This is a genomic window from Gluconobacter sp. P1D12_c, assembly GCF_018812105.1.
Taxonomy (GTDB): Bacteria; Pseudomonadota; Alphaproteobacteria; order Acetobacterales; family Acetobacteraceae; genus Gluconobacter; species Gluconobacter oxydans_A.
In genome coordinates, this window is record NZ_JACSIQ010000001.1 from 16,614 (window position 1) to 33,723 (window position 17,110).

Here is a 17,110-nt window from a genome sequence, read left to right on the forward strand (position 1 = left end):
TTTGGAAACACGCTTTTCACAGCTGGCGATTCTTGGACCCGCGTCATTATGAACGCACTGAGATCACACATTTCCTACGATACCGGGTTCGATAGCCGGCCATTCGCGATATGCTCGTGAGCAACCTCCTCCTAGCGAAGGGAAACCGAGAGGATTTTTCCGGAAATCTCGCAACAAAGTCCGAGGTTTTGTCTCTCTGTTACAATGGTGACCAATTTTCGCCACATCGGGAGACCTTTGATGGCGCATTACGAACGGAGTTTTTTATGTCCACCAAGACTAAACGATCTGTAGCTCTGCTGATGGGCTTGGCACTCGCTATCGCCCCTACAATAGCGAGTGCTCAGGGAGGTCCAGGAGGCGGCCGTGATGGCGGTGGCCCGGGTGGCGGCGGGGGACATCGCGACGGTGGTGGCCCGAATGGTGGTGGAGGACATCGTGACGGCGGCGGCCCAGGCGGTGGCGGACGCGGCCAAGGTGGAAATGGTTATCGTGGAGGCCCCGGCGGGGGCGGCGGTGGTTTCCGTGGCGCAGGCCCTCATCGCGGCATGTGGCGCTCTGGTGATCGTTACAATGGCGGGGGCGTGTTTGTTGATAGCTGGCACAGATACCCCGGCCTTTATGCCCCACCTCCGGGATATCGCTGGATTGATTACGGAGGAAGCTTTCTCCTCGCCGCAATCACAACAGGCATCATCAGTAACGTCATTATGGGCAATGTGAACGGCCCGGCGGTGGTCGCTCCGACGCCGTATCCGAGCTACGGGCCTACCCCCGCTCCATACCCCGCACCTGGATACTAATTTCCAAGTTTGACAAAAGGCGCGTTGAAGACGACGCGCCTTTACGAACCTTTTCCACAATAAACATCATAGACGGCCATCAGATATCGGTGGCCATACACCGTCTGAGACGGACTGCCCTTACCCAACAGTGAGAACCAAGAGCCAATTGCTTGAACTAATTCAACGGCTGCGGAGGCTCTTCCAATGGAGGAGGCTCTGTTGGCAAAGGTGACGGCGGCATGGGAGGCTGAGGCGGTCGCGGGGTTGGTAAATCAACCACCCCTGCACTGACCGTCTTCAGACCAAACGGCGGATATGGCGAAGGCCCCGGCTCTTCGGGCAATTCCACATCGGGCCATTCGTCTGGCTCTGGCGTTTCTTCTTCCTCAGATGGGTCGTCAACCATCGGGTCACCATCTGGAAATAATGGATCCGTCGTACCCGGATAATCCATTCGGAAGACAGATTTGGAAAGTGATGTGCTGATCAGGATCGACATGTTCGCCTCCTACAGGGTGAACACTAAATTCTTCACCACAGCAAAGGTTCAAATTATCTCAAAAGAAACCTGATAGGCGCATGATATATGAGCGCGCCGGGAGAACGGAGAAGCAAAGCGACGGAGGTCACTTTCTTATAATATACTGCATGCCTCTCCAGTGACGGACACGGCGGTATTGGAAACGGCATCCGCACACGTCAGTTTTCTTTGCGGCCCGGATTGTCCCGTAGTACACTAGCCCTTATGCGCTACCTTCCTCTTTTTGCCCTCATTTCTCTTTCCGCATGCTCATCAGCCCCGTGGTTGACTGGCCAGACAGACAGCCATTGTGTGCGTGAGCAGATGCTTACCGGGACACAGGGCAATCCTCTTCCCTTTAGCCATGCGATGCAGGTGTGTGCGGTCGCAGCGCAGAAGAGCAACGACGGGCATCCAAGGCCTCTCGATCTTAGAGACGATGCGACACTGCAGGCGATGGCAGAAAACCCGGATTACAACACGACCTCTGCCTCATTTGTTCACCGAGAGGCAAAAACGAAGGTTCCAGGCGGTGTTCGAAGAGTGAATATCGACTAAAAACTCCCTACTCAGGGGAAGAGGTATGGACACGAAATTTTTCAGGATGCGAGAAATAAAGCAGCTTTAATAAGATTTTTATGCATAAAATTCATACAAGTAGCGGGCATTATCTTTTATAATCGCAACAAATAAATATACGCTTTGAATAGTATTTTACAGTCTGAGTAACATTTTATTTTACTCCACTCAGATGTTTTCCCTTGCATCTCAAACGCAATACCCCCATTGTCCTTTTAGCGGGTGCTTTTACTGGGGTAACCGGCGCATGTTGCGCCATTCTTTCTCCGTAAAAGTTATGATTTCGTGTGTGTTTTGTGCACGACCGCTATTGTTAAAAAAGGAGCCTCGTTATGGCAACAGGCACCGTAAAATGGTTTAACTCCACCAAAGGCTTCGGCTTCATTCAGCCGGACAATGGTGGTCAGGACGCGTTCGTTCACATCTCTGAACTTGAGCGTGCCGGCATCCACACCCTCAACGAAGGTCAGCAGGTCTCTTACGAGCTCGAAGCTGGCCGTAACGGCAAGACGTCTGCAGTAAGCATTAAGGCTCTTTGAAGCTTTAATCAGCAGCTCGTCTGTGCGAAAAGCCGCTCTTCGGAGCGGCTTTTTTTATGCCTGAACGCCAAATCTTAATTTAGGCGTATATGCTCCTTAGCCTCGTTAACGCTGCACACCCCTACAACTCGCCAGATTCAGATTTTTAGCGCCCCAAAACAAATACAGAAAAAATATTTTACGTGTCATCAAAGGTAGAAACAGATATGTGCAAATATAATTTTATTGTCGTGTATCTCTACTGATTTGAAGAAGGTTCTGTATGGCGCTATCCGCTCAAAAGAAAGAATGGATGGGTTTGTTCTTTGCAATCTTCCTTGTCACGACCTTAGCAATATTTGGGTGGATCGGATGGCAGAAAGTATCTGGCGATGATTCCATCACACATGTCACCATCGCAAAAATCGTCTCTGTAGACAAAATCAATGCGGGCTTGGGTGCACCAACGTCATACAAAATAACGTATGACCTGCGCGGAACAATGATCAGTAATTATTTTACGGATGATTGGTACCAGACACACAAGACAAGAAAGCATTTTCTTGTCACATACCGAATGTCGAACGGCTACCATATCGACAGCATTCGCTAATATCGAAATTTACAATCCACAGAGAGGGCTATTCATCGCCCCCTCCGCACAGTGCAGGATCAGGCCAAGCCTTCTTCCTGCAGCGCCCGCTTTGCAGACGGGCGAGACATCACTCTCTCCCGCAATGCCCATGCTTTGCGGTGATGAGAAATATCCAGTTTCTTGAAAACAGCCCACGTCATGATAACAGCCGCGTAAGCGTCGGCTTGCGTGAAGTCGTCTCCAAGCCAGTAAGCTTTGTCGTCAGACAGCATATCCTCGAACTGCGTCATCCGCCAATGGATCTGTGCATGAACAGACTTCTCAGCCTCCTCCGTCAGGTTCGGGGCAAACAGGCCGCCGAATGCGCTGTGCAGATCACCACAGAACCCGAGAGCTTCCTGCAGCCTCGCTCGTTCCAGTGTGCCGTAGGCTGGACGAAAAGCCAGAACGTCCGAATGATCTCCAATATACTGAAGAACCGCCGAATTCTGGGTTAAAACAACACCCGGCTCAATCTCGATTGCCGGTACGGCTCCTCGTGGATTGATGGCAAGATAATTTGCGCCGGTCTCTGTTTTCTTCGTGGTCGTATCTACTTTTTCAAGCGTATACGGCTGACCGATTTCATTCAGAATAATATGCGCTGCAAGCGAACACGCACCAGGCTTATAGTAAAGCTTCATAATCACTTCTCCATTGCGCGAAGACGCAGGGAATAGAATGATCTTATTCCTCATCAGAGAAAAGGCGGGAAATATCCCGCCTTCTTTATGTGAGAAAAAACTCAGGGCTGCTTTTCAAAAGCTCCCGCAATGGTCAGGCTAACGTCATCGCCAACATAGGGAACATACTTTTTGACGCCGAAGTCACTGCGATGGATCGTTCCGGTAGCTTGGAAGCCAACCGTATAGGCCTTGTCCATCGGGTTCACACCAGCGCCAACGAAGTGCACATGCAGAACAACCGGCTTTGTGATGCCATGAAGTGTCAGATTACCACTGACAACCGCATCTTCAGCACCTACCGGGGAAACTTCCGTCGAGACGAAAGTCGCATCCGGATATTTCGCAGCATCAAACCACTCATTGTTTTTCAGCTCATCCGTCAACACCGAGCTGGATGTCGCCACGCTGGAAACCGGAATTGTCACGGAAAGCTTCGATTTCTCCGGATGGCTGGCATCCAGCTTCAGGCTGCCACTCACGTTAGAGAACTGTCCCGAATAGTAGGAAAAACCAAAGTGCAAGACTGAAAAATTGACCTGGGTATGGCCAGCTTCAACCTTATAAGAGCCACTCTTCACATCGGCCGGCGCAGCGGCAAAGGCCGTAGTGGATACCGCAGCGCAAGCAAGAGCTGCAAAAGCACCAGAGAGTATTTTCTTCATGGGAAGATCTTTCTTTTTTGAATTGAAACAGAAGCAAGTTCAACCGAAGCGGAAGCCGGACAACGCCTTCCCCATGACGGTATCATTATAATCTCGGACACCCGGGTCCGTTCCTGCCGCCCCCGCCACAAACATCAATGGTAACAGATGCTCGGCCTTCGGATGGCAGTCCTGAGCAAACGGAGCTTCTGCCCATTGCGCCAGCCGGGACGAACGCTGGTCAGGCTCTTCACTTACAGACCGATAAAGCCAGTCATCGAAATGCCGGGACTGCTCATCAGCCTCTGCGCCTGGACGCAGGAAACGTCGCAGATTGTGATACGTCATCCCCGCCCCCACCAGCAGCACGTTTTCATCTCGTAGCGGGGCCAAAGCTCTGCCGATTTCCATCACGTCCTCAGCCGTCGCATTCAACGGCAAGGAGATTTCAACGACAGGAATATCGGCCTTTTCGAACGCCAGCATGAGCGGAATGAACACTCCGTGGTCAAACCCACGATAGGCATCTCCACCACTCGCAATTCCAGCCTTTGCAAGAAGCTTCTGGATGTATTCAGCAAGCTTCGGAGAGCCTGGGGCCGGATACTGGAGCTCATAAGTGTGGGCGGGAAAGCCGTAATAATCATAGATCAGTTGGGGATGGGTACCTGTTGTCACAGTAACCCGGTCAGTCTCCCAATGCCCCGACATAACAACCAAAGCAGCAGGACGCTGAGGCAACGTAGCAGCGACCCCACGCAAATGCTCCGCCATTCGATCCCAGACATCCGGCCAGTCCATGAAAAAGCAGGGACCACCCCCATGAGGAATAAAAATAGCAGGCTGGCGTTCTATCGGCCCTGTCTGCCTCGAATTATCCGTCATGAGAAACTCCGTCGTCAGTCGATCTGTCGCGAAGGTTGTCATCAAACTGCGACAACGATAATCCTGACTACAGGAAAGTCATCTGGCACCAGGAGTGTGAAGTGCTCGACCGGATTACCAGTATGCAAGCCTTTGTTAGGGTAGTGGGACAAGGAAGCTTTGCTGCCGCCGCACGGTCTCTGGGCCTATCCCAGACGATGGTGACAAAACACGTTTCAGCGCTCGAAGCTCATCTGGGCGTGGCACTTTTCCATCGCAGCACGCGCCGCCTCTCACTGACTGAACCTGGACAACTCTATCTCGATCGGTGCCAGAAACTCCTGAGCAGCCTTGAAGACATGGAGCAGGAAGTCACCGCCGGCGCAGCCGAGCCCCGCGGGCTGCTGCGCATGAACACGCCCGTATCTTTTGCCATTCGCCATGTCGCCCCTCTCCTACCGGAATTCAGCCAGAAATACCCTTTGGTGACAGTCGAACTGGGCGTGGATGATCGCCGCGTCGATCCCATTGCCGAAGGCTGGGATCTGACCCTCAGGATCGGTCATCTGTTGCCCAGCAGCCTCAAAGCCCGGCGTCTGGCCCATATCAATTTCACGCTTTGCGCCGCTCCCTCCTATCTAGCGAAACACGGCACTCCGGCCACGGTCAGTGACCTCGAACATCACACCTGCCTCGGCTACACCCTCAGCGACCCCGTGGGCACCACACGCTGGAGTTTCGGACGCCGGGGAGAACGGACCATTCCGGTCAAAAGCAGCCTTCGCTCCAATAATGGAGACGTTCTGCGCACGGCAGCATTGGCGGGCCAGGGCATTCTTTATCAGCCAACATTTATTGTCGCCGATGAACTTCATTCAGGCCTTCTCAAGCCTATCACGCTCGATACTCCCTTGCTTGAAGGGCCAGATCTGCATGCAGTGTATGTGCCCACAACGCACGTACCGCTCAAAGTCCGAGTGATGATCGATTTTCTGGCGGCACGTTATGCGCCCGTTCCTCCATGGGAACGAGCAGGTCATCAGTCCTGAAGACGATATCTGGCTCTCACCAGAACATCCTGTTCAAGCATTTGCAGAACGTCCCGCTGCTCCTGAACATCAACAAGAACGACCACTCCGCGAATTGTCGATCTCGCCCCCGTCACATGATCCTGAAAAACTTGGGCCAAGACCATCGACAGCCCCTCTCGCGAGCAGCAGGAACACCCGATGCCGTGTCTCTTGCGAAATGGAGAGGGTGCCGGCAAGGACACTACGTCTGACCAGCCCTCTCCCGGTACATCTGCTACAAGAACGACGTCTGCCCTGCGCGATGACGGCCAGTTAGAAAGATCCGTGACAACCGAGAGAAAGAGCTGAGACATCAGTTATTCAACCGGCCGCTTGGCGCCGCAACAGGGTGGCGCCCCCATGTGTTGGTGACAATAACGCCAGCCATAACAATGGCACCGCCAACGAGTGTCCGGAACGTCGGAATCTCATGGGTCAGAATATAGGCCAGAACCATCGTGACAGGCGGGAGCAGATACAGCAGCGCAGCGCCCCGCGTAGCTCCCAGATGCCCGATCACAAAAGCCCAGGCAGCATATCCGATTGCGGCGGGGAAAATGCCCAGTTCCAGCACGGATGCCCGTCCCGCCCATGATGCATGAGAAAAGCTGGCCAATCCTTCTGGCAGCCATGGCAGCAGGAACAGAGCACCACTGATCAAGATATAAGCGATCGTTGTGAGAGCACCGTACCGGCGGATCAGCCCTTTCTGAAGATTCGTGTACAGCGCTCCGCAAACAGCCGCTCCAAACACGAATGTCGCACCTGAACCGAAAGACAATCCCCCGGCCTGCCCTTGGGCAATTAGAACAACACCGGCAAAACTCAGGATGGACCCAGCCCATCCCAAAAGAGACATGCGCTCACCAAGAAACGCCATGGCGATGAGCCCGGCCATAAGAGGCGCTGCGCTGATAAGGAGGCTCGCGGCCCCCGCGGAGACTGTCACTTCGCCGCAGTTGAAAAAGATATTGTACAGCGTGATGCCCACCGCACCGCATCCCAAAACCTGCGGGATATCCGCTTTCTGCAGGCGAGCTGGGCGTTTCCAAAGCAGCCAACCACCCGCAGCAATGGCGGCGATGGCATACCGCACGGCCGCGAGCGGAATAGGCGCAAAATCATGCAGGGCAATACGCACAACCGGATACGCACTAGCCCAGGACAGAATAGCGACTGCTATAAAGAGTGGAAGGAAACGACCAACTGAATTTGTCATTGCTGTTCCGCGAGAAGGGATTCCCAATTCAGGGAGATGCACCACATATGACAGGCCTCTTAAAAGAAGGACAGGACAGATCCGGTTTGCCAGCAGCTTCCCTCAACCGTTATACAGGCATGCCTCCATGCCGGGTCCAATCGCCTGGCATAATATCCTGTCCTGATTTTATTCCTGAAGAGCGCCTCAATGTCCTCACGTCCCCATCTGCTTGATGCCCTGTCAGACCAGGTTCTGCTGTGTGACGGTGGTATGGGATCGCGCGTGCAGATGCTCGATCTGGAAGTTGAGAAAGACTACTGGGGCCAGGAAAACTGCACGGAAATCCTGAATCTTTCCCGCCCTGAGCTGGTTCGTGAAATTCATCGCGGCTATTTCGAGGCTGGCGCGGATATGGTCGAGACCAACACGTTTGGTGGCTCGATCGTCACGCTTGCTGAGTTCGACCTCCAGGACCGCAGCCGCGAAATCAACCGTGTTGCTGCCACGCTGGCCCGAGAGGCGGCAGAGACCTTCTGTGACGGCCGCCATCGTTACGTCATGGGCTCCATCGGCCCAGGCACAAAACTGCCAACACTTGGCAACATCGATTATGACACGCTTGAAGCTGGGCTGATTGAACAGTGCCGTGGCCTGATTGACGGCGGTGTCGATGGGTTCCTGATTGAGACGTGCCAGGACACGCTCCAGATCAAAGCTGCCGTCAACGCGGCCAAAGCCGCACGGATCGAACTCGGGTCGGACGCTCCTATTTTCGTACAGGTGACGGTTGAAACCACCGGCACCCTCCTCGTTGGACCCGACATCGCCGCGGCAGCCACAACCGTCAACGCTCTGGACGTCCCGTCTTTAGGACTGAACTGTGCGACCGGCCCGCAGGAAATGGCAGAGCACGTCCGCTGGTTGTCTGAAAACTGGCCAGGCCTGATTTCCATGCAGCCCAATGCCGGTCTCCCGGAACTGGTAGACGGTAAAACGGTCTATCCTCTCAGCCCGGACGAAATGGCTGTGTGGATGGAGCGTTTCATCCGTGAAGACGGCCTCAACCTGATTGGCGGATGCTGCGGAACGTCCACTCCTCATATTCAGGCTTTGGACGGCATGCTGCGCCGCGTGGGTGGCGAAAAATACCGTCCTGCTCCGGTCAAGCGCAGCACGATCTGGATGCCGTCTGTATCCAGCCTCTACTCGCAGGTGCCGCTGCGGCAGGAAAACAGCTACTTCTCCATCGGAGAGCGCTGCAACGCCAACGGCTCCAAGAAATGGCGTGAACTTCAGGAAGCGGGCGACTGGGATGGCTGCGTCGCTGTTGGCCGGGAACAGGCTGCCGAAGGCTCCAATGCTCTGGACGTCTGCACGGCATTCGTTGGCCGAGACGAAGTCGCGGAGATGAACGAAGTCGTCACCCGCTTCACGTCATCCGTGAATGCGCCTCTGGTCATCGATTCAACCGAAACGCCAGTCATTGAGGCCGCTCTGAAGCTGCATGGTGGCAAGCCGATCATCAACTCAATCAACTTTGAGGATGGTGAAGAGCAGGCGCATGCCCGCATGAAGCTGGCAAAGAAGTTCGGCGCCGCGATGATTGCCCTGACCATTGACGAAGTGGGCATGGCCAAGACGCCAGAAGACAAACTGCGCATTGCAGAACGTCTGGTTGATTTCGCCTGCAATCAGTACGGGCTGCCCCAGTCCGACCTGATGATCGACCCGCTGACCTTCACCATCGCAACCGGCATGGAAGACGACCGTAAGCTCGGCGTCTGGACACTTGAAGGTATTCGGATGATCCGGGATAAGTTCCCTGACATCCAGATCGTGCTGGGTCTTTCGAACATTTCCTTTGGTCTGAATCCTGCGGCACGTGCAGTTCTGAATTCAGTATTTCTGGACCATGCCGTCAAAGCAGGTATGACCGGCGCGATCGTGCATGTTTCAAAAATCCGTCCGCTGCACCTGATTGCACCGGAAGAAGTGAAAGTCGCGGAAGACCTGATCTTTGACCGTCGGACTGCCGATTATGATCCGCTCCAGAAGCTTCTGGAGCTTTTTGCTGGCCGAAAAGCTGCGGATGCCGTTAAAAAGCGCCGCGCTGAAACACCTGCGGAACGCCTCAAGGACCGGATTGTAGACGGGGACCGTAAAGGCATCGAGGACGACCTTGATGCCGCCATGCAGGATATGGCCCCGCTCGACATCATCAATACCGTTCTGCTGGACGGCATGAAAGTCGTGGGCGAACTTTTCGGGTCTGGCAAAATGCAGCTTCCGTTCGTGCTGCAATCTGCCGAGACCATGAAAACAGCCGTAGCCTGGCTTGAGCCGCACATGGAGCGCAAAGAAGGCCAGCATCGCGGCACGATGGTTCTTGCTACGGTGAAGGGTGACGTCCACGACATTGGCAAGAACCTTGTGGACATTATTCTGACCAATAACGGATATCAGGTGATCAACCTCGGCATTAAAGTGCCCTTGGCTGACATGATGGCTGCGGCCAAGGAACATAATGCTGACGCTATCGGCATGTCGGGGCTGCTCGTAAAATCCACCGTCATCATGCGTGAGAACCTCGCGGAGATGAAACGGCAGGGCTTCGATGTTCCCGTTATTCTTGGTGGCGCGGCTCTGACCCGAAACTACGTCGAAGAAGAATGCGCCCTGTCTTACGGAGACGGCGAGCCAGGCCGCGTCGCATATGCCAGAGATGCGTTTGATGGATTGTCCCTGATGGACAAGATCGCGCAAAATGAGTTTGACGGCTATCTGGGGGCGATCCAGAGCCGCCGTGCGGGCAAGGCAAGCCGCAAAAATGCACGTGCTCCGGAAAGTGCTGAAACTCGTGGCTTCGGCACAGTTGATCCTGCCACCGCACGGGAGCGTCGCAATCGGATCTCAGGCGAACTGCCTCCTCTCACGCCACCTTTCTGGGGCGCCCGGGTTGTGGAAGCTGCGCCTAACGCCGTGCTGCCGTTCCTGAATGAGCGCTCACTCTATCAGTTCCAGTGGGGCTTCCGGAAACAGGGACGCTCCCTTGAGGAGTTCATGGAGTATGCGAAGATGGAACTTCGCCCCGTCCTGAAGCGCATGCTGGCGCTCAGTGCGGAACAGGAAATCCTTCGCCCGCAGGCCATTTATGGATACTGGAAAGCTGCAGGTGACGGAAACGATCTGATCCTGTTTGAAGAAGACGGCAAAACAGAAGCCGCACGCTTCACCCTGCCCCGCCAGCCGAAGGACGACGGCGAGTGCATCGCGGACTTCGTGCGTGACATCAATGATGAGCATCGCGACGTTGTTGGGCTTCAGGTTGTCACCGTTGGGCAGAAAGCGTCAGATCTTGCCCGGGAATGGTTCGAGGCCAATCGCTATCAGGATTACCTCTATCTGCATGGCCTTTCGGTCGAGATGGCGGAAGCCATGGCTGAATACACCCACAAACGGATCCGTGCAGAGCTTGGTTTTGCGGCGGAAGATGATCGTGACATGGAGAAAATGCTCTCCCAGTCCTATCGCGGGTCACGCTATTCCTTCGGCTACCCTGCCTGTCCCCGTCTTGAGGATCAGGAACCAATCCTGCGCCTTCTGGATGCCGAGCGCGTCGGGATTTCCCTGTCTGACGGGTTCCAGCTTCATCCTGAGCAGTCAACGTCCGCTCTCGTGGTGCTGAATCCGCGCGCCAAATACTTCACTGTCTGACTCAACGGAGAACCACGGTCATGGCATCACAGCAAATCGGCGGGCTTCTTGCCCAGCTTCGACTCATCAACGGTGAACGTGGCTTCTTCGCCAACTTTTTTGGCCTCTTCTGCGTGGCCTGTCTTTTGGGACTGGCCAACATGTTCAGCCGCTCTGTCCTGCACGCAGATATGGGATGGCTGCTTAAACCACTCATGGTGGTTATGGCCCTGTATTTCTTTCTTCCCTGTCTCCTGTTGCTCATTCTCGACAGACGCAGCACCAACTAACTCTTAATTCAGCCTACACCTTCAAAAAGACGCCCCAACATGGGGCGTTTTTCTTATCTGTGTTCCGTGAACGCGCCGCATATAGATTGTCTTTTCAGCTATCGGATTTATAATAATTTTACAAAATTGAAGATTTTTCATTTCGGATATTCCATGACGGTTCTTTCCCCCTCCGCAGAAGAGCGCCTGCACACTGTTCTCTCCCGGCTTGAAACACGGCTGGGCAGCCGGATCAGCAGGGCCCCTTCTGTGCTGGAAGAACATAGTCACGGTGAAGCCATGGAAGCAGCTCGCCTACCAGGAGCTGTCATCTTCGCTGAAAGCACGGACGATGTTTCAACCGTTCTGAAGGAATGTCATGCCTCCCGCGTACCTTTAGTCGCGTTTGGTGCTGGCACTTCTGTTGAAGGGCATGTCACGCCGCCAGAACACGCCATCAGCCTCGATCTCTCCCGCATGACCGGCATTGTGGAGATGAACCCGGAGGATCTGGACTGCCGCGTCCAGGCTGGTCTCACCCGACAGGCTCTCAACACACAGATCCGCGATACCGGACTTTTCTTCCCCGTCGATCCTGGCGGTGAAGCTACGCTGGGCGGCATGTGCGCGACCCGCGCTTCCGGAACGGCAGCCGTGCGCTACGGCACGATGAAGGAAAACGTGCTGGGTCTGACTGTCGTGCTTGCAACAGGCGAAGTGATCCGAACCGGCGGTCGCGTCCGCAAATCTTCCACTGGTTATGATCTGACGTCCCTCTTAATCGGCTCTGAAGGCACCCTCGGGATTATTACGGAAATCCAGCTCAAGCTGCATGGCCGCCCTGACACCCTCTCCGCTGCAGTTTGCCAATTTGAATCTTTGAACGATGCCGTTCAGACTGCAATGGAAATCATCCAATGCGGCATTCCGATTAACCGTGTGGAATTAATGGATAGTGTTCAGATGGATGCATCCATCCGATACTCCAAACTGACCGGTTATCGCCCTCTTACAACGTTATTTTTTGAATTTGCTGGCGCGCCTGCAGCCGTACAGGAACAGGTGACAGCAACCCAGGAGATCGCTCTCGCAAACAACGGCTTAGGTTTTGCCTGGGCCGAGAGCGCGGAAGACCGGGCACGTCTGTGGAAAGCTCGCCATGATGCCTACTGGGCCGCAAAGGCCATCGATCCAACCGCCCGGGTCATCTCAACAGACTGCATTGTTCCAATCTCACGACTGGGGGAGCTGATTGCCGGTGTCTCAAGCGACATTGCCGCGTCAGGTCTGAAAGCCCCGCTTCTCGGCCACGTTGGAGATGGAAATTTCCATACGCTCATCATCACTGAACATTCCCCAGACGGCTATGCTCAAGCCCTGGATCTGGACCGAAAAATTGTCGGTCGGGCGCTGGCTCTCGGGGGTTCCTGTAGTGGCGAGCACGGTGTTGGACTGGGAAAACTGGAGTTTTTGGCTCAGGAGCACGGTGAAGGCTCACTCGGCGTCATGCGTGCGCTGAAGAATACGATGGACCCTCACCATATTCTCAATCCGGGAAAGCTGCTTCCCAACGGGCCCGTTTATCGGGGATAACACCACCCTTCTGATATTCTGCTTTTACGGACCCTGCCTGCAATGTCTTCAGCCTCTGCCGCGTTCCCGGATGTCGTTCTGATTGGAGGCGGCATCATGAGCGCAACTTTCGCCGCCCTCCTGAAAGAACTGTCCCCCGAACTCTCCATTACGCTGTTTGAAACACTGGAACAGTGTGGGCAGGAAAGTTCAAAGGCGTGGAACAATGCCGGGACCGGGCACGCAGGAAACTGTGAACTGAATTACACGCCGCAGCGTGCAGATGGCAGCGTGGATATTTCCAAGGCTCTGGCGGTCAACACCGAGTTCGATATTTCCCGCCAACTCTGGGCGCACTGGGTACGGACCGGCCGCATTGCAGATCCGAGCACGTTCATTCACGCCTGCCCTCATGTCAGTCTTGTCTGGGGTGAAGCTGACGTTGCTTTTCTTAAAGCGCGCTACACCGCCATGGCTAACCACCACTGCTTTGACGGAATGGAATATAGCGAAGATCCTGCTGTCATTGCGAGTTGGGCCCCTCTTGCGATGGAAGGTCGGGATCTGTCTATTCCTGTGGCGGCCACCCGCATTAAAAGCGGAACGGATGTCGATTTCGGGGCCCTGACCAGAAGCCTTCTCTCTGACTTGCAGACCGCCCCCGGCTTCCACAGCTTTTATCGTCATCGCGTGACGGACCTGACCAAAACAACCGATGGTCGTTGGCGTGTCACTGCGGTCAATATGCAAACCGGGGCGCACAGGACTGTCCTGACGCGATTTGTCTTTATCGGCGCAGGAGGTGCAGCACTGCCCCTCCTTCAGAAATCCGGTATTCCTGAAGCACGCCGGTACGCAGGCTTCCCAGTGAGCGGCTTATGGCTGCAATGCACCAACTCTGCCATCACGCAGCGCCATCATGCGAAAGTTTATGGAAAAGCGCCCGTCGGATCTCCCCCGATGTCTGTCCCACATCTGGATACGCGGGTGATCGACGGGAAATCCTGCCTTCTTTTTGGTCCGTATGCGGGTTTTTCCACCAAATTTCTCAAGAGCGGCTCCTGGAGGGACTATTTTCACTCCTTGAACAGCAGCAACATCATTCCCGCCATGACCGCAGGCAAAGATAATCTTTCGCTCCTGAACTATCTGGTGCGCGAAATATCACAGAGCAACCACAAGCGCTTCCAGTCCCTTCTGAACTTCTATCCGCAGGCCGATGAAAGCCAGTGGACGAAAATTGTGGCTGGGCAGCGAGTTCAGATCATCAAGCCGGACAAAGGTCTTCATGGTGTCCTGCGCTTCGGCACAGAACTGGTCCGCAGTTCCGATCAGTCGCTTGTTGCAATTCTCGGTGCATCGCCGGGCGCATCCATCGCGGCCTCAGTAGCTCTGCAAGTCGTGGAAAAGTGCTTTCCTCAGAAGATTTCTTCAAATAAGTGGCTGCCACGTCTTAAAGAGATTTTCCCCGCCTATGGGGTGGATCTGAAACAGAACGCTGCCCTTTGCCGTGAACTACGTACGAGCACCGCTGCTACCTTGAATATTGATGCCTGAGTGCGTCTAAAATTGTAGAAAAGCATTTATCCGTTGTGTATACACAACATCGATGCATAACCGTATTGCTCTTTTCCGGGCTGAACGAGGTCTTTCGCGTAAAGACCTCGCTGAAGCCGTACAGGTTAACCCCCAGACGATCGGCTATCTGGAACGCGGCGATTACAAACCCAGTCTGGAACTCGCGATGAAGATCTGTGCGGTTCTGAAAGCAGAGGTCGAAATGGTTTTCTCTCTGACGCCATTTGATTCACTGGTCGAACAGATGCGCAAGCGTATGGAGGCTGGAAAGCAGTGACATTCTCTCCTCGCCCCACTGACAAATTTTTTAGCGTCATGGACAATGTAGCCAATATCATTGGCCGTCCTGTTTTCTGGCTTGGGGGACTGTTTCCAGACGGAACACCCGTGTCACCGACAAGCACAATTCCCCTCTGGAAACCTGTCACGATTGCAGTATGCGCGACCATACTTTTCCAAGCGCAATATTCCTGCTGAGCCCCGGCTGGATGATGTCAGTATTCTTCATCAGCGGAACGTTTCTTTTGAATATTTGCGCCCGGATAAAACTGCAGCATCCTTTATACAGACTGAGTGCCTGGGACAGGGATGAACGAGAGCAGCAAACCATCCTGACATGCCGAAACTCTGCCCTCGTCGTGATGAGTGCAGGAGCTGTCATCATGCCTCTGTTACTGGCTTTTACGCTCATTCATGACCAATTTCAGCTGAGCCAACTGAAAACAATCAGCCTCATTACTCAAGCTTTCCTGTGCCTGAATTATCTTGTGACCCTCGCGTCGGCAGCACAAATTGGCACATTGGCCTGGCTGGAACGCGATCAGCCATCATCACCGGATGCCGCCTGAAATTCCAATTTTTCCTGTCCAGCCCAAAACATAAAAAAGGCCGGCCTTCGTCCCCCGACGAATAGACCGGCCATATCAAGCAGACCTGAAGAGCGGTCAGGCTGCCTGAACTGTATCAACCTTTGGCTTGCTGGCGCGCACTGGGGCAGCACTCGCCGCATGCGGCGTTAGGGTGCGCTGAACTGCATTCTGCCAGCCGTCCAGCATGATGCGGCGCTGGGCAGGATCCATACGCGGCGAGAACAGACGCTCCTGAGCCCAGGTTGCTGCAACTTCTTCCAGGCTACCCCAAACACCAACGTACAACCCGGCAAGGAAAGCAGCGCCAACGGCCGTGGTCTCAACGTTTACAGGGCGCTCCACATCGGCCTTGAGCATGCTGGCGAGGAACTGGGCAAACCAGTCGTTAGCGGCCATGCCACCGTCAATACGCAACGTCTTGGCCCGCATCGCACCGTCCTGACGCATGGCGTGAACGAGGTCATAGGTCTGGTACGCAACAGATTCCAGCATCGCGCGGGCAATGTGTGCCTGCGTCGAGCCCAGCGTGAGACCACAGATCATGCCGCGTGCTTCAGGATCCCAATGTGGCGCGCCAAGTCCAACGAAAGCCGGCACCATGTAAACACCATGGCTGTCCGGAATACGGGTTGCCATATCATCGGTCTGTGACGCATGCGTGATGAGTTGCAGACCATCACGCAGCCACTTGATACCGGCACCCGCGACGAAGATGGATCCTTCGAGAGCATAGGTCGTCTTGTTGCCAATCCGGTAACCAATGGTCGTCAGTAGACGGTTATTGGACTGAATTGGCTTCTCGCCTGTGTTCAGGAGCATAAAGCAGCCCGTACCATAGGTTGCTTTCGCCATGCCTTCTTCAAAACAGGCCTGTCCGATCAGAGCAGCATGCTGGTCACCCGCCATACCACCGATCACGATGGACTCACCGAACAGGCCAGGCTCTGTTTTGCCAAACAGGCCGCTATTGTCCTGGACTTCAGGCAGAAGCGCACGAGGCACATTGAACAGGTTCAGCAGTTCATCATCCCACTGAAGGGTGTGAATGTTGAACAGTGAGGTACGGCAGGCATTCGTAATGTCGGTTGCATGGCGTTTGCCACCCGTCAGACGCCACAGGAGGAAGCTGTCGATCGTGCCTGCAGCCAATTCCCCTGCTTCGGCGCGCTTGCGGGCACCTGCAACGTTATCAAGAAGCCAGGCAATCTTGCTTGCTGAGAAATATGGGTCCAGCAGAAGGCCCGTCTTATCACGCACAATTTCTTCAGCCCCCTGCTCACGCAGGCGATTGCATTCCTGAGCCGTCCGGCGATCCTGCCAGACAAGCGCATTATGAATGGGCTTGCCGGTCTTGCGGTCCCAGACCACGACAGTTTCGCGCTGATTGGTAATGCCAATCGCAGCAATCCGCCCAATGCCACCAGCCGTGGAAATCGCTTCACGCGCCGTCTCGAGAACGTCTTCCCAGATATCTTCCACGTCATGCTCGACCCAACCCAGCTCAGGATAGTGCTGGGGGAATTCGCTACGTGAAATGGACACGGCGCGGGCATTGCTGTCGAAAACAATACTACGAGTCGATGTCGTGCCCTGATCGATCGCGAGAATGTAGTCTTTCTTTGCCATGCTAC

The 17,110-nt window shown here is 54.6% G+C and carries 17 protein-coding genes; 10 read left to right on the forward strand and 7 right to left on the reverse strand.

Annotated elements, in window-relative coordinates; all coding sequences use genetic code 11:
* The first annotated feature begins 266 nt into the window (after positions 1-266).
* Positions 267-803 (forward strand): RcnB family protein, encoded by a 537-nt coding sequence (locus KP705_RS20590; RefSeq protein WP_080951373.1) that lies wholly within the window; start codon positions 267-269, stop codon positions 801-803.
* 157 nt (positions 804-960) lie between these two features.
* Here the strand turns inward: KP705_RS20590 and KP705_RS00080 are convergent, their stop codons facing one another.
* Positions 961-1,284, reverse strand: coding sequence for a hypothetical protein (locus KP705_RS00080; RefSeq protein WP_211500195.1), 324 nt, complete (start codon positions 1,282-1,284; stop codon positions 961-963).
* A 932-nt stretch (positions 1,285-2,216) separates the two neighbouring features.
* Between KP705_RS00080 and KP705_RS00085 the strand changes: the two genes are divergently transcribed.
* Both KP705_RS00085 and KP705_RS00090 read left to right on the forward strand, forming a co-directional pair.
* Entirely contained in the window at positions 2,217-2,423 is a 207-nt protein-coding gene (locus tag KP705_RS00085; protein WP_046899487.1) for a cold-shock protein, read from the forward strand.
* 262 nt (positions 2,424-2,685) lie between these two features.
* On the forward strand, positions 2,686-3,015 hold the full coding sequence (locus KP705_RS00090) for a hypothetical protein (protein WP_046899488.1): 330 nt from the start codon (positions 2,686-2,688) through the stop codon (positions 3,013-3,015).
* Between the two features lie 59 nt (positions 3,016-3,074).
* Here KP705_RS00090 and KP705_RS00095 read toward each other — a convergent pair whose 3' ends face one another.
* The 3 genes from KP705_RS00095 to KP705_RS00105 form a co-directional block, all read right to left on the reverse strand.
* Positions 3,075-3,680: a glutathione S-transferase N-terminal domain-containing protein gene (locus tag KP705_RS00095; RefSeq protein ID WP_046899836.1), complete on the reverse strand. Its 606-nt coding sequence runs from the start codon at positions 3,678-3,680 to the stop codon at positions 3,075-3,077.
* A 101-nt stretch (positions 3,681-3,781) separates the two neighbouring features.
* Complete coding sequence (locus tag KP705_RS00100; protein WP_046899489.1) at positions 3,782-4,384, reverse strand: YceI family protein; 603 nt, start codon at positions 4,382-4,384, stop codon at positions 3,782-3,784.
* A 39-nt stretch (positions 4,385-4,423) separates the two neighbouring features.
* Positions 4,424-5,248 carry a class III extradiol ring-cleavage dioxygenase gene (locus tag KP705_RS00105; RefSeq protein WP_046899837.1) on the reverse strand — a complete coding sequence of 275 codons (825 nt, stop codon included), beginning with the start codon at positions 5,246-5,248 and terminating at the stop codon, positions 4,424-4,426.
* A gap of 101 nt (positions 5,249-5,349) precedes the next feature.
* Between KP705_RS00105 and KP705_RS00110 the strand changes: the two genes are divergently transcribed.
* Entirely contained in the window at positions 5,350-6,276 is a 927-nt protein-coding gene (locus tag KP705_RS00110) for a LysR family transcriptional regulator (RefSeq protein ID WP_064274128.1), read from the forward strand.
* Here KP705_RS00110 and KP705_RS00115 read toward each other — a convergent pair.
* Together KP705_RS00115 and KP705_RS00120 are read right to left on the reverse strand one after the other, a co-directional pair.
* Positions 6,267-6,611, reverse strand: coding sequence for a hypothetical protein (locus KP705_RS00115; protein WP_215763790.1), 345 nt, complete (start codon positions 6,609-6,611; stop codon positions 6,267-6,269). The genes KP705_RS00110 and KP705_RS00115 overlap by 10 nt on opposite strands.
* A complete protein-coding gene (locus tag KP705_RS00120; protein WP_046899492.1) occupies positions 6,611-7,516 on the reverse strand; it encodes a DMT family transporter in 906 nt (301 codons plus the stop codon). The genes KP705_RS00115 and KP705_RS00120 overlap by 1 nt, the downstream gene beginning before the upstream one ends.
* Before the next feature lie 189 nt (positions 7,517-7,705).
* Here KP705_RS00120 and metH point away from each other — a divergent pair, with 189 nt between their 5' ends.
* The 6 genes from metH (at position 7,706) to KP705_RS00150 (ending at position 15,458) form a co-directional block, all read left to right on the forward strand.
* Positions 7,706-11,212, forward strand: a complete 3,507-nt coding sequence (metH, locus tag KP705_RS00125) for a methionine synthase (protein ID WP_215763791.1) — start codon at positions 7,706-7,708, stop codon at positions 11,210-11,212.
* A gap of 20 nt (positions 11,213-11,232) precedes the next feature.
* Positions 11,233-11,481 (forward strand): hypothetical protein, encoded by a 249-nt coding sequence (locus KP705_RS00130; protein ID WP_046899494.1) that lies wholly within the window; start codon positions 11,233-11,235, stop codon positions 11,479-11,481.
* Between the two features lie 153 nt (positions 11,482-11,634).
* Positions 11,635-13,053, forward strand: a complete 1,419-nt coding sequence (locus KP705_RS00135) for an FAD-binding oxidoreductase (protein ID WP_215763792.1) — start codon at positions 11,635-11,637, stop codon at positions 13,051-13,053.
* Between the two features lie 42 nt (positions 13,054-13,095).
* Positions 13,096-14,589 (forward strand): malate dehydrogenase (quinone), encoded by a 1,494-nt coding sequence (gene mqo / locus KP705_RS00140; protein ID WP_215763793.1) that lies wholly within the window; start codon positions 13,096-13,098, stop codon positions 14,587-14,589.
* 52 nt (positions 14,590-14,641) lie between these two features.
* Positions 14,642-14,887 carry a helix-turn-helix transcriptional regulator gene (locus tag KP705_RS00145; RefSeq protein ID WP_046899496.1) on the forward strand — a complete coding sequence of 82 codons (246 nt, stop codon included), beginning with the start codon at positions 14,642-14,644 and terminating at the stop codon, positions 14,885-14,887.
* Between the two features lie 160 nt (positions 14,888-15,047).
* A complete protein-coding gene (locus KP705_RS00150) occupies positions 15,048-15,458 on the forward strand; it encodes a hypothetical protein (RefSeq protein WP_215763794.1) in 411 nt (136 codons plus the stop codon).
* Between the two features lie 96 nt (positions 15,459-15,554).
* Here the strand turns inward: KP705_RS00150 and glpK are convergent, their stop codons facing one another.
* Positions 15,555-17,105, reverse strand: a complete 1,551-nt coding sequence (gene glpK, locus KP705_RS00155) for a glycerol kinase GlpK (RefSeq protein ID WP_215763795.1) — start codon at positions 17,103-17,105, stop codon at positions 15,555-15,557.
* Positions 17,106-17,110 lie beyond the last annotated feature (5 nt).

What these genes read in the sequence shown, in the direction of transcription:
- KP705_RS00145 (WP_046899496.1), top strand. Translation starts at nt 14,642, where the DNA reads ATGCATAACCGTATTGCTCTTTTCCGGGCTGAACGAGGTCTTTCGCGT.
- KP705_RS20590 (WP_080951373.1), top strand. Translation starts at nt 267, where the DNA reads ATGTCCACCAAGACTAAACGATCTGTAGCTCTGCTGATGGGCTTGGCA.
- KP705_RS00095 (WP_046899836.1), bottom strand. Translation starts at nt 3,680, where the DNA reads ATGAAGCTTTACTATAAGCCTGGTGCGTGTTCGCTTGCAGCGCATATT.
- mqo (WP_215763793.1), top strand. Translation starts at nt 13,096, where the DNA reads ATGTCTTCAGCCTCTGCCGCGTTCCCGGATGTCGTTCTGATTGGAGGC.
- metH (WP_215763791.1), top strand. Translation starts at nt 7,706, where the DNA reads ATGTCCTCACGTCCCCATCTGCTTGATGCCCTGTCAGACCAGGTTCTG.
- glpK (WP_215763795.1), bottom strand. Translation starts at nt 17,105, where the DNA reads ATGGCAAAGAAAGACTACATTCTCGCGATCGATCAGGGCACGACATCG.
- KP705_RS00130 (WP_046899494.1), top strand. Translation starts at nt 11,233, where the DNA reads ATGGCATCACAGCAAATCGGCGGGCTTCTTGCCCAGCTTCGACTCATC.
- KP705_RS00120 (WP_046899492.1), bottom strand. Translation starts at nt 7,516, where the DNA reads ATGACAAATTCAGTTGGTCGTTTCCTTCCACTCTTTATAGCAGTCGCT.
- KP705_RS00100 (WP_046899489.1), bottom strand. Translation starts at nt 4,384, where the DNA reads ATGAAGAAAATACTCTCTGGTGCTTTTGCAGCTCTTGCTTGCGCTGCG.
- KP705_RS00115 (WP_215763790.1), bottom strand. Translation starts at nt 6,611, where the DNA reads ATGTCTCAGCTCTTTCTCTCGGTTGTCACGGATCTTTCTAACTGGCCG.
- KP705_RS00135 (WP_215763792.1), top strand. Translation starts at nt 11,635, where the DNA reads ATGACGGTTCTTTCCCCCTCCGCAGAAGAGCGCCTGCACACTGTTCTC.
- KP705_RS00150 (WP_215763794.1), top strand. Translation starts at nt 15,048, where the DNA reads ATGCGCGACCATACTTTTCCAAGCGCAATATTCCTGCTGAGCCCCGGC.
- KP705_RS00080 (WP_211500195.1), bottom strand. Translation starts at nt 1,284, where the DNA reads ATGTCGATCCTGATCAGCACATCACTTTCCAAATCTGTCTTCCGAATG.
- KP705_RS00085 (WP_046899487.1), top strand. Translation starts at nt 2,217, where the DNA reads ATGGCAACAGGCACCGTAAAATGGTTTAACTCCACCAAAGGCTTCGGC.
- KP705_RS00105 (WP_046899837.1), bottom strand. Translation starts at nt 5,248, where the DNA reads ATGACGGATAATTCGAGGCAGACAGGGCCGATAGAACGCCAGCCTGCT.
- KP705_RS00090 (WP_046899488.1), top strand. Translation starts at nt 2,686, where the DNA reads ATGGCGCTATCCGCTCAAAAGAAAGAATGGATGGGTTTGTTCTTTGCA.